This is a genomic window from Aliinostoc maniaoense (genome assembly GCF_058172895.1).
Map to the genome: position 1 here is coordinate 3636518 of NZ_CP187952.1, position 12839 is coordinate 3649356.

Annotated in this window: 7 protein-coding genes; 3 read left to right on the plus strand and 4 right to left on the minus strand. The window is 39.6% G+C overall.

The features are described from left to right. Positions 1 to 39 precede the first annotated feature (39 nt). Positions 40 to 3807, minus strand: a complete 3768-nt coding sequence (locus ACPZ3T_RS15900; RefSeq protein WP_490270451.1) for an N-acetylmuramoyl-L-alanine amidase — start codon at positions 3805 to 3807, stop codon at positions 40 to 42. 180 nt (positions 3808 to 3987) lie between these two features. Then, entirely contained in the window at positions 3988 to 5601 is a 1614-nt protein-coding gene (locus ACPZ3T_RS15905) for an AAA-like domain-containing protein (RefSeq protein WP_490270452.1), read from the minus strand. A gap of 489 nt (positions 5602 to 6090) precedes the next feature. Between ACPZ3T_RS15905 and ACPZ3T_RS15910 the strand changes: the two genes are divergently transcribed. Next, on the plus strand, positions 6091 to 6666 hold the full coding sequence (locus ACPZ3T_RS15910; RefSeq protein ID WP_490270453.1) for a hypothetical protein: 576 nt from the start codon (positions 6091 to 6093) through the stop codon (positions 6664 to 6666). Between the two features lie 340 nt (positions 6667 to 7006). Here the strand turns inward: ACPZ3T_RS15910 and ACPZ3T_RS15915 are convergent, their stop codons facing one another. Next, entirely contained in the window at positions 7007 to 7423 is a 417-nt protein-coding gene (locus ACPZ3T_RS15915) for a hypothetical protein (protein ID WP_490270454.1), read from the minus strand. A 125-nt stretch (positions 7424 to 7548) separates the two neighbouring features. Here ACPZ3T_RS15915 and ACPZ3T_RS15920 point away from each other — a divergent pair, with 125 nt between their 5' ends. Both ACPZ3T_RS15920 and ACPZ3T_RS15925 read left to right on the plus strand, forming a co-directional pair. Further along, a complete protein-coding gene (locus ACPZ3T_RS15920) occupies positions 7549 to 9399 on the plus strand; it encodes a S8 family peptidase (protein WP_490270455.1) in 1851 nt (616 codons plus the stop codon). Between the two features lie 309 nt (positions 9400 to 9708). Beyond that, on the plus strand, positions 9709 to 9942 hold the full coding sequence (locus ACPZ3T_RS15925) for a hypothetical protein (RefSeq protein ID WP_490270456.1): 234 nt from the start codon (positions 9709 to 9711) through the stop codon (positions 9940 to 9942). On the opposite strand, the gene ACPZ3T_RS15930 is transcribed toward ACPZ3T_RS15925, so the two are convergent. Next, positions 9929 to 10252: a thioredoxin family protein gene (locus ACPZ3T_RS15930; protein WP_490270457.1), complete on the minus strand. Its 324-nt coding sequence runs from the start codon at positions 10250 to 10252 to the stop codon at positions 9929 to 9931. The two genes, ACPZ3T_RS15925 and ACPZ3T_RS15930, sit on opposite strands and share 14 nt — an antisense overlap. Positions 10253 to 12839 lie beyond the last annotated feature (2587 nt).

Consider the following 12839-nt stretch of genomic DNA (forward strand, 5'->3'; position numbering starts at 1 on the left):
TTTCAATCAGTTGCTCTACCTCATAAACATCGATATAAATTACTCTTTTTGCTGTAGGTACTCAATAATACCGTTAGCGATCGCTTCAGCTATTTTATTCTGTGAATCTGGATTTTTCAAAATTGCCACATCGTTTTCATTATCGATAAAACCTGTTTCTATTAAAATACCTGGCATGGAAAGCTCTTGAAAAACACCAAAATTGATTCCACTTTTGACACCTCTACTGCGTAAACCACTAACCTCAACAATTTTCTTCAGAATTACCTCAGCTATTCGTCTATTTTGAGTTGAGTTTGCAAATATCTCTATACCGTTTGCTTTTCCATTAAAAGCATTAGCGTGAATACTAACAAATAAATTAGCACTCAAGCGTTCAGCCATTTGTCTTCTATATACCAGGCTCTCACGGACACTATCTGCTGTATATTCATTGTCATAATTGCGGGTTAACACTACAGAAACACCACGTTTCTCTAGAATTTCAGCTAACTTTTTGCTAATTGGTAAAATTACATCTTCTTCTGTAAGAAGACCTTTAGAACCTATATCTGGTGGCAGCCCATGTCCAGGATCAATCACCACTACAGAACTTTTTAAGGATTTCCGTCCTGCCATGTTTATTGATTCAGATGGTGCTTTGACTGAAGTAAAATTGCAAATATTTTTAGCTTCTTCCCAGAGAGATTGATTAATATTCACATCTTTCCCAAGATTATTGTATGGCAAATAAATTTGCAACCACCTACAGCTTTGACTAAGTAATTTATTTAGATCATATCTGTTTTTCAATATTTTATCCTGAGCATTATCTTCTGGCTTTGCCCCATTATTAACAATTTCCAAATATTGGGAGATAACATTATTATTATTTGACCAAATTCTTACAGTTTTATCAGATAAAGCTGTAAGAATTTGGTTATTTACAGGATTAAAAACTGCATTCCAAATAATGTTATTATTGATTTCTATACTATTAATTTCTCGATTGCTATTGGTGTCCCATATTTTAGCAGTTCCATCAGAAGAATTACTCAGAATTTGTTGCCCATCTCTACTAAAATTGGCATTCCATACAATACCTCTATGTCCATCAAGAACTAATATCTCTTTACGTGTATTTGCATCCCAAACCCTAGCAGTTTTATCAGATGAAGCCGTAACAATGCGGTTTCCATCTGCACTAAAATTTGCGCTCCAAACTACTCCAATATGTTTATCAAGAGATGATATCTCTTTACCCGTATTTGCATCCCAAACTTTAGCAGTTTTATCAGATGAAGCCGTAAGTACTTGCTTACTATCTGGGCTAAAACTTGCACTCCAAACTACCCCATTATGACCATTAAGCCTTAATATTTCCTTACCTGTAGTTGCATTCCAAATCCTAGCAGTTTTATCAGATGAAGCCGTAACAATGCGTTTACCATCATGGCTAAAATTTGCATTTAGTAGAACCCCATTATGACCATTAAGTCTTAATATTTCTCTACCTGTAGCTGCATCCCAAACCCTAGCAGTTTTATCAGATGAAGCCGTAACAATACGTTTACCATCATGGCTAAAATTTGCATTTAGTACAACTCCATCATTACCATTAAGTTTTAATATTTCTCTACCTGTACTTACATCCCAAACTCTAGCGATTTTATCAGATGAAGTGGTAACAATACGTTTACCATCATCACTAAAATTTGCACTTTTAACGGCATAATTATGCCCCAATACTTGCGGCATATTCTTCAGGACTAATTGCAAAGCCAATCCTATGGTTTCCGTAGGATATTCTACTCCTTGTGACAAATTGTTTTTCTCTACTAAGGCTCTTAAATTATGTGCATATTTTGTTACTGATAGCAAAGCTCCTACTCTATCTACTTCAAATCTTGCTAGGGTTACAATACTCTCTCGTTCTAACTCCGCACCTTGTCGAGCTAGCCTGACCGAAGCTTCTGCATTTCTAAGAGATAGCTCTGCATTTCGTATTTCTTTTTTTGCTTGCTCTACCGCTATTTGTGCATTTTTGCGTTCTTCCCTAGCTTGAAATGCTTTTTCCTTCTCAATTGCAACTTGTTGGTTTGCAGATTTTAGTTGATACTGTGTAAGAACAAAATTATTTTGTGCCTGACGTTCCCTTAACTCTGCCTGCTTCTGTTTAGAAATGGCATTTTTTAAATCATTTTTGGCTTTTGAAATTTGTTCAAATATCTTTAGGCTTTCTCTACGAATTTTATCGCTTTCTGCTTTGACTTTTTTTAAATCATCTTTAGCAATTTTTGCATCGTTGGTTGCTTTTATCTCTCTATTTATCGCTAGTTGTGCTTCTCTAATACTCTTTTGAGAAATTATAAATAATGCAACTGCTCCTAACACAGCGAAGCCAAGAACTACATAACCAATATATATTTGTCTTTGAGCTTTGCGGTTCGCCTCTGCTAAAACTTTTTTTGCCTGTTCCTCTGCTTCCAGACTTTTTTTGAGGTCGCGCTTTTCCAATTCCTGACTAGCATCTAAAAATCGGTCATCGACATCAGTTAAACTTTTACCAATGCGCCAATTCAGAGCCTCTTGTAAAGTTTGCCCCCGCAACAACCGGGATTCATCTTGATAATCAGAAGCCACCCAAGCATTAAAAGCAACAGAATAGGGACGCAACCGAGCTAAAATATTGTTACACCATTCTGCTTGAAATACTTCTGCATAGATGCGGTTATAAATTTGCAACTTCCCATCTCGCCGCACCACCAACCCAGTCAACCGCAGCATCATTTGGTCATAACTATCATCAGCAATTATTTCACCCTGTTGCACAATTTGCTGATATAAGCCTAAAAGTCGCCCGGTGCGCTGTTCCCCACCCCGCATAATTCTGTCGCGGATAGTTTTTAAATGCTCCGGCTCATCTTGTCCTTCCCAGTTGTCAATAATTCGCTGTCTAACAACACCTTCCACCAACCCCGCAATTTTCAATTCCCCCTCATCTTCCCCTGCTCCCTGCCCCCTGCTCCCTGCCCCCTGCCCCCTGCTCCCTGCTCCCTGCCCCCTGCCCCCTGCCTCCAATACCAACAAATTACAAACCTTCTGCGTCAAAAACGGCTGTCCCCCCGTCCACGCCAACACAACCGCCATCACCTCTTGGGGATTCCCCAGTGTCGCCAAACCCTGCGCCAAAGGTTGAGCCTCATCTAACTCAAAACCCGTTAAATCAATTGCTCTACCAATATTAAAAGGTGTGCGTCCTTTATCTTGAATCAAATCTGAGGGAGTAGAAACGCCAATTAAAGCAAAAGTAATGCGATAATATTCAGGATAATCTGCTCGTCTGTTATAACAATCTCGAATCAGGGCAAAAAAGTCATCTAAATTAAAATCAAGACTTAAAATACTATCAATTTCATCAATAAAAATTACAATATTTCCTGTGATTTTTGTTAGTAAAACTGTGTCTATAAACTTACTAAAACGCTGCACAGGTGAAAGTAAATTATTTTCATGCCACCAAGTTTCTAAATCAAAATCAGTATAAAGATTAAAATACCCCACCAACGTATCAATTACACCTGCATACCATTGTTCCGGTGTAATATCTACCGTTCCAATAGAAGTAATATCAACCGTCGCACAAGCAAACCCCTCATCCTGCAAGCGTTTCATCACCTGCACCCGCAAGCTAGATTTCCCCATCTGCCGCGAGTTGAGAACATAACAAAATTGTCCAGCTTTCAAGCCTGCATATAAATCATCATCAGCTTGACGCTTAACATAAGTTGGCGCATCTGCGGGAAGGCTACCACCGACTTGATACATAAAAATTCAAAATTCAAAATACCCTACGGGAAGCAAGCTACAAAATTCAAAATTAGGAGCAATGTAGGTTGGGTTAAGCGCAGCGCAACCCAACATAGATATTGAATGGTTAACTTCTATCTTGGTGTTGGGTTTCCTTACGTCAACCCAACCTACTGATCTTGGTTAACCTATTACGAATTACGAATTAACCTTCAGGCGATCGCTAAAATATTGTTGATATAAATTACACAATGGCATAACTTTGTTCCCTTGAAACTTCACTAAGCCCATACTACGGAGTTTAAACGCTGCTGTTGTTCCCACATCCACAGGATCATCTGCTGACACAACTTGTTTTAATGCTGCTAATAATTCGGTATCCTCTTGTATATTCAATAAATGGCGGCGCAAATGGTCATTATAGGGGCCAGCTTCTGTGGGTGCGATTTCTTCAAGTTGATTTAAAGTCATTCTCCCCCGCGCAATTTCATACAGTGCGACTCTCACTAAATAAGGATGTCCACCCATTAACATCATTAACTGTTCCACTTGTGTATTAGACCAAGTGAGTCTGTGTAGCTGCAATAAATACTGCACTTGTTGTTGATTTAACTCTGGTAAATCCACAGGAAAACCCACATTAAAAGGCGACTGATTAATATTGAGAGGAATGTACACTTCTTTAGAATGCACAATTACTAACCTGAGTTTTTTCCAAGCTGGGTCATTTTTAGCACGCTCATGCCAAGCCCGCAACAACCCGAAAAAATCTGTAGCAATTTGGGGATGTTTGAAAATTTCATCTACTTCATCTAAACCCAAAGCCAAGGGGCAATCAATTTCAGCTAACAAATATCTTTGGAAGTAATTTGTACACTTATTCTTACTTCCCAAAACCCCTTTCCAAAAGTCATTTATCTTCTCTGGCAGATTTAAGTTATCAGTAATAGTGGCGCAGAACCACTGTAAAAACAGATCCAAATTGCCCAAAAATTCTGCATCTGCTGACTGGAGATTAATAGAAGTATATTGACAGCCGTTTTTACTAGCATGGTGAAGAATCCGCGACATTAAGGAACTTTTGCCCATTTGTCGAGGAGCTTTAATCCGAATTAAAGCACTAGGTTGCAGAATTTGTTGATAACAGTCGCTTTCAATTGGCGGACGTTCTACATAAAAAGCTGAATCTAAAGGGACTTGTCCCTCTGGAATTTCTAAAGTTATAACTGGCGTTGTCTGAGTCGTTGAAATTTGATTATTTCGACTTTTCAGAACTGGTGTAGAAGATTCGGGAATACTGTTAAGGTCAATTAAATTACAACCAAATTTATAAGCATCTTCATAGGATTTGTTTGCACCCAAAGCATCATAAAATCCCACAGCAAATTTAATGGCGGCTAAATCCCCAATTTTCTGATTCATGCCTATCACACAGCCAATGTGTTGACAAATTGCCTCCGCTTGCACCTCACTATAACAAGCATTTAATAGTACACATTCTATGTTTTCTTTGCATAAACCAAATAGATTAGCCAGTGCTTCTGTGCTGACAAGTTGCCACTCTCCAGCGTCATTTTCTAACACTAACCCTTCATCACCAGCACCATGTCCAGCGAAATGGACAATTTGCGGTTCATAATCTAAAAATGCCCGTTGCAAATCTTCAGGACGCACTGCCCATCTAGAAATAATTTCAAACTGATCTCGGTTTTTACAACGTTCCAATCCTAATTGAATTTGCTGTACTTCTTTATCTAAGCGCAAGCGACTGGTATTTGTGGGATTCGCTGATAAAATCAATATCTTTTTCACAGTGATATTAGCTAATTCGTAATTCGTAATGGGCTAACGCCCCGCTCCGCTAACGTAATTCGTAATTCCCTACGGGAAGCAAGCTACGTAATTTGTAATGGGCTGCGCCCCGCTACGCTAACGTAATTAAGAAAAATTAGATAGAGATGGACTTTTGTGAGTAGGTGTTTGTAGTCTAATTTGAATAATTGGTCTTAGATGTAGTTTACTACAGCAAATTTACGGATATCGTTTAAAACGTTATTTTCTTAACGAAATTAGGGTTTTGGCAATGATTAATGGCTAAATATACTTAAAATACTGAAACATAACTAACTCAACCCCATGCCCCATCCCTAATTCCAGCTTCATAAAAATTTTACCGTAACTTCGTATTTTCCCTGATTACACAAAGATTTCATCAAAATATCAAGATCCATCTCCGAAATATTACGAATCTAGTTTAGTAGTTGGGTATATAGCTATAGATGTGAGAAGCTACCCAACGCTATGAAGCGATCGCACTTTGTCAGATTCACGATGATAGTTTTATTCTCCCTAGGCAGTGTTGGCGTTGTCGGCGGGAGTTTCTTCCTCAAAAGAGCCTTCAGCAGTAGCTCTGAGCAAGTCATTACCGATACATCCCGTTATCGGGAAATCCGCCATCAACTTTGGTTAAGTCAAGATGAAATTAAACATTTCCCTACGGAAATACCGAAAGATAGCGAGAATATACGGATTGCCTATTCTCCTGGAGTTTTACAAGGAAGTGTTTTCTTTCAAGTGAGATTTAAACAATCACCATCAGAGATTCAAAAGTTACTCACACAATACAGAAAATCGGCAAAACATAAATATCTTGGTGGTGACAGTAACGACCACGCTAATTTCCCTAACGGTGTACCAACTACTTTGTTCTATACTAGCGATTCTCGCAGTGAATCTTTTCCCCCTTCTTATGAAATATTAGTATTAAATGCTGAAGATAAAGGCACACCTGGATTTAAATGGAATCATGGTAAAAGTTATGGTGTAGCTATTAATAGTTCGGCTTCAGAAATTGTCTATTGGGCAGAAAAATGGTAGTGAGTAATGAGTAATGAGTAATGAGTAATATAGCGTTTATTACTCTCCTAAGGTACTGAGTACAGCACTGATAAAATTGGTCAATCTCCGCGCCCCTCTGCGTTTTCCTTTGCGCCCCTCCGCGTTTAAAAACATTATTTCTGTACCTCACTTAAATAGGAATCCCTATAAGTAATGAGTAATGAGTAATGAGTATTCCGATAAGAAAATGGCAACTGTTAACTATCAACCTCTATAAGTAGGTAGGCAGAATAAAACCAAACTGTATAAAGAAAAGTAAACAAGGATAAAACCCTTTTCCCCCTGCTCCCTGCTCTCTGCCCCCTGCCTTATTGCCAAGCTACTTATTTTGCAATGCTCCTTGCAAAAATTTACCCCATTCTGCTGCTAAAGGGATTTCTGTAAAAGGAACTTTAACTGATTTACCGGGTTCATTAAATATAAACTCTAACTCAATAGCACGACCCTTATCCGGTATTGAATTAATATCTACTACTTTGCCATCTACCAAAAGTCTGATTTCTTGGACATCAATTAAAGAAAAAGTTTGTAGTTGAATTAATCCTTTGGCGGTTGGTTTACCCCAAGTAATATTGTTATCTTTTTGACCCAATACCGCATAGATATCATACTTGGCTCTATCAAATTGCTCTGCCCAAGTGCGATAGGCTTCAACTTTTTGATACTCCTTCGACCCTTGCCAAGCCAACCAGAAAAATATTATTAACAGAGGCAACCATAAAAGACCACGTTCCATTGATTAAACAGTCCTACATCAAAGATTGAACTAAAAAAAGTTAACTAAATTGCAAAGTCCACCAACTAGGGACATAGATAAGTTATGGTAGTGAACAAACTGGCAAAAAGCGGTGATGAGTTGGTATGAGAAGACTTATAATATTAAGCTTGTTTGTCATCGGGTTGGTATCGGCTGTATTTGGTTTCTTGAATTGGCAAGGGCTAGCAGCTAAAGGCGAATTTCAGACAATTTTGTTAGATTTTCGGGAAGATATTCCAGCCGAGGTGATCAAACAAAATTTACAAGCGATCGCGCAACAATACAACGTTACTCCTCAGTTAGATAATAAATTCTCAGCGCGAGATCATGTGTATATTATCAAAGGCGATCGCCAAAGACTCAAAGAATTAAAGAAATCTCCCTTTGCTAAAGCGACAGAAATTATCGAGCCGAATTATATCTACAAGCTAATTGAGCCAACGGCTAAACCCACCTGGCTAGGGGAAATATTAAGACCCCAAGACGGCCAAGAGGTACAACCCTCATTAAATGCACCCAACGATGAATATTACAGCAAACAGTGGAATCTTCACCAAATTGGCGTTGAAGGTGCATGGAGTCAAACCAAAGGCAGTGGCGTAACCGTCGCCGTCATTGACACAGGTGTTACCAAAGTCCGGGACTTGTACGAAACAAAATTCGTTAAAGGTTACGATTTTGTCAACGACAAAGAAGAAGCCAGCGATGACAACGGCCACGGTACTCATGTTGCTGGTACTATCGCCCAAGCCACCAATAATAAATATGGCGTAGCGGGAATTGCCTATGAAGCCAAACTCATGCCCTTAAAAGTGCTGAGTGCCTATGGTGGTGGAACTGTTGCTGATATTGCCGAAGCTATTAAATTTGCGGCTGATAAAGGTGCAGATGTCATTAATATGAGCTTGGGGGGTGGCGGTGAAAGTCAACTCCTCAAAGAAGCCATTAACTATGCCCACAACAAAGGTGTAGTTATCATCGCCGCCGCCGGTAACGAAAATGAAAATTCTGCTTCCTATCCTGCCCGATATCCAAATGTTATCGGTGTTTCAGCATTTGGCCCCAATGGCGAAAAAGCCCCCTATTCTAACTTTGGTGCTGGTGTTGACATTTCCGCACCTGGTGGAAGTGATGCCGGCACAATTCTGCAAGAAACTATCAACGAACAAGGCGAAGGCGTGTTTCTCGGACTCCAAGGTACAAGCATGGCTTCCCCTCACGTTGCTGGTGTAGCAGCTTTAGTTAAAGCGCAAGGCATCCAAGAACCAGAGGAAATTTTAAAAGTCCTCAAGCAGTCAGCACGAGTTATTCAAGACGATAGCTTAAATTATTACGGTGCTGGACAACTCAACGCCGAAGCAGCCGTCAAACTAGCCACTGAGGGAAAAATCAGTTTTCAAGATTTCTTTAGGTGGTTACGGGATAACGGCTATCTCAACCCAGGTTTTTGGATAGATGGCGGCGCAATAGCACTGTTACCAAAAATCCTGATGGTAGTTGGATCTTATCTGCTAGCTTGGTTTTTGCGGGTTTACTTCCCCTTCAGTTGGAGTTGGTCGTTATCTAGTGGTCTAATTTTTGGTAGTTCGGGGTTATTCTTCCTCAAAGGTATCTATATCTTTGATTTACCCCAGTGGCCATTCCGAGTTTTAGGTAGTTCCCTACCAGAATTAGGCAACAGCATACAAGGAACTGGTGCTTTAAATCCGATTTTTGCCAGTGTCTTAATTCCAATTGTGTTAATGGCATTGCTACTAGGTCATCCCACCTGGAAATGGTTCGCCATTGGCTCTACCCTAGGTGTAGCCGCTTGTTTAACAGTCAGTGCAGTGTTAGACCCAGCAGTCTGGGGTTTAGGTAGTGACAACTTAGCCAGAATATTCCTCATAACCAACGCTTTACTCTGTTATGCCCTAGCACGTTTAGCATTGAAGAACGAAGGACAAACGGCTTAAGTCAGTGAACAATGAACAGTTAACAGTTAACGTGACTTTTCACGTTATGTGGAAAAGCTAACGTGAAACCTAACCCCCTAACCCCTTGCCCTACGTTCGTGCAGCGTGTCGGAGACAGGGAAGGGGGAATATGTAGAGACGTTTCATGAAACGTCTCTACATTGGTAGGGGAGAGGTACTCTACGAGAAGAGCTTCGCTCTATGAAGAGGGGTTTTCGAGATACCGTGAAAAGTGAGAATAGTAAACAGTTAAATGTTCACTGTTCATTCATTGCCAAAGTTTGAATTTTCAATTTGGAGGGCAGCAACGTGAGTATTACACTTACAGGCACAATTCAACGCCGTGAACTTGGCATGGGTACATGGGCATTAGTCACCGATGAAGGTGTTACCTATGAAATTCTCAAGGGTGCAGATAAAGAACTACTCAAAGCTGGGCAAAAAGCCCAAGTTAAAGGACAGGTGCGCGAAGATATCATGACTATTGCCATGATTGGCCCTGTCCTAGAAGTAAAATCCTTTGAGGTGATTAATTCTGACTAGCGGTGGAATTGAGAACTTGCTGTAGACGGGTTCTAAATTCCCCTTTGGGATGTCCCCCCTTGACTTCACCGAGGATTTGAAATTCACCTTCTGGAGAATCACAAATAATGTAGGTAGGCCATCCCATTTCCGATTTATCAGGATACTGGGTGAGCAGGATTTTGCGATATTTGCGATAAGTCGCTGTATCCTGCATTTTCACATCAATAAATTGTAAGCCTAGTTCTTCAGCCACTTTTTGGTCATAAAAAGACATCTTGTGGCAGATCCCGCATTCTTCCGAAGAAAATTTAATTACAGCTAAACTCATGTAGCTTTTTTCTCTTTTAGATATAGCCGATATAGTTTAAGCATACCTCTAGACCTAGCCATATTGATCTATCACGGGTGTCAAATTGCAACTGTGAGCAAATCGAGACATAAGCATTCAGATATGCTCTCTCTGCACAAAAATCATAAGTAGTTCTCAACTAATATATAGACATCGCCTGGAAGGATACTATCTCGCAGCAGTAAATTAGCCTGGAAATGAGGCGTTTTACAGCTGAATGATGGGGCGATCGCCAACTGATTCCTTCTCACCTTATACTTACTTAAGTATATGCAAACGCTACAAATGAGGGCGAGAAGAAACTACAGCTAAATTAAGTCACCAACAGCACACAATGGGAACTTTTCTGAAATTACTGATTCCAAATAATATATGTAATGACTCTGCCATAAATTTACACCTAGCCAGTGTAAAAATAAGTTATAATTCCTGAGACTCAAGAAAATATAGTTAACAGACCGTGACATTCATACCAATAACACACGATCTGGGCTACAATATAACTCCAATCTTGAGCTAAAATGTATCCCCAAGCAACTACCAATCATCAGAGCATACCAAATCAACACCATCTACCTCTAAATGCTCTCGTGATGACTGAACATACAGGGAAGGGAAGTTAGTTATCAAGGTGTATCTACCAATTAATTGTTTCAAAATAAATTTCAGTCTTCAGGATAAATTTGTGCAAAGATTGACTGTAATTTATATGAAAGAAAGCCCCTAGTGGTGGCAGCCAACTAGGGGAGTCAATTATCAGGGTGCATCTACCAATTAATTGTTCTAGGATTAAACAATACATTCCGGAGGAATTGTCACAAATGGAGTTGCTTTTTTGTCTGCAAAAAAAAAGCTCTCGTCAGTGGCAGTCAATTGGGGGAGTTATTGATTAGGGTACATTCATCAAAGTAGTTAATTTTGTCAACAAGCAATCAGTATGTCCTAAATAAATTTGTTATGGCTGGACATACTGGTTACTAAACATAAAAAAAGCCCCCAGTCAGGTGTTAGCCAACAGGGGGAGTTAGTTATCAGGGTGCATCTACCAATTAATTGTTCTATCTCTACCAAGTAATTTCAGGACATTTTCTCAAATTGACTCATGACTGGTTACTAAACATAAAAAAAAGCCCCCAGTCAGGTGTTAGCCAACAGGGGGAGTTAGTTATCAGGGTGCATCTACCAATTAATTGTTCTATCTCTACCGAGTAATTTCAGGACATTTTCTCAAATTGACTCATGACTGGTTACTAAACATAAAAAAAAGCCCCCAGTCAGGTGTTAGCCAACAGGGGGAGTTAGTTATCAGGGTGCATCTACCAATTAATTGTTCTATCTCTACCGAGTAATTTCAGGACATTTTCTCAAATTGACTCATGACTGGTTACTAAACATAAAAAAAAGCCCCCAGTCAGGTGTTAGCCAACAGGGGGAGTTAGTTATCAGGGTGCATCTACCAATTAATTGTTCTATCTCTACCGAGTAATTTCAGGACAATTTCTTAAATTGACTCATGACTGGTTACTAAACATAAAAAAAGCCCCCAGTCAGGTGTTAGCCAACAGGGGGAGTTAGTTATCAGGGTGCATCTACCAATTAATTGTTCTATCTCTACCAAGTAATTTCAGGACATTTTCTCAAATTGACTCATGACTGGTTACTAAACATAAAAAAAGCCCCCAGTCAGGTGTTAGCCAACAGAGGGAGTTAGTTATCAGGGTGCATCTACCAATTAATTGTTCTATCTCTACCGAGTAATTTCAGGACATTTTCTCAAATTGACTCATGACTGGTTACTAAACATAAAAAAAGCCCCCAGTCAGGTGTTAGCCAACAGGGGGAGTTAGTTATCAGGGTGCATCTACCAATTAATTGTTCTATCTCTACCGAGTAATTTCAGGACATTTTCTCAAATTGACTCATGACTGGTTACTAAACATAAAAAAAGCCCCCAGTCAGGTGTTAGCCAACAGGGGGAGTTAGTTATCAGGGTGCATCTACCAATTAATTGTTCTATCTCTACCAAGTAATTTCAGGACAATTTCTCAAATTGACTCAGAAATGATTTATAAAGTAAAACTTAAATTTGTAGGGTGCGTTAAAGCAACGCGTAACGTTGCAATATCATATGGTGCGTTACGGCTAGATATTATTTACTCAAAAATCTCAATCATTTCACAGCCGTAACACACCCTACTTAATATTTAAATAAAAAAGCCCCCAGTCAGGTGTTAGCCAGTCAGGGGAGTTAGTTATCAGGGTGTATTCACCAAGTTTAACATATTTGACGTACTCCCCACAGCTATGAAAACAACGCTATCGCTCGTTTTCATGAAAAGCTGGGGGATTCTTCCCTGATACTCATGGTCGAAAAATGTTTCCACAAGCAGGGTTTCCACGTTTCCACTGCCCTTGGCAGAGCCGATTTTACGGGCTACACAGATTTCTCTGTGGGGAACGCCATCGTCCCGACTACTGGGAATTAACCCAGATACTTTTATGTTTAATACCCCGATCCTCTCTACTAACCAAGTTACCGATGTCCGAATAACCGAGCTTTCGCAGT

Excerpts from the sequence above, each read along its gene's own strand:
- ACPZ3T_RS15910 (WP_490270453.1), top strand. The coding sequence starts at position 6,091 with ATGAAGCGATCGCACTTTGTCAGATTCACGATGATAGTTTTATTCTCC.
- ACPZ3T_RS15915 (WP_490270454.1), bottom strand. The coding sequence starts at position 7,423 with ATGGAACGTGGTCTTTTATGGTTGCCTCTGTTAATAATATTTTTCTGG.
- ACPZ3T_RS15930 (WP_490270457.1), bottom strand. The coding sequence starts at position 10,252 with ATGAGTTTAGCTGTAATTAAATTTTCTTCGGAAGAATGCGGGATCTGC.
- ACPZ3T_RS15920 (WP_490270455.1), top strand. The coding sequence starts at position 7,549 with ATGAGAAGACTTATAATATTAAGCTTGTTTGTCATCGGGTTGGTATCG.
- ACPZ3T_RS15900 (WP_490270451.1), bottom strand. The coding sequence starts at position 3,807 with ATGTATCAAGTCGGTGGTAGCCTTCCCGCAGATGCGCCAACTTATGTT.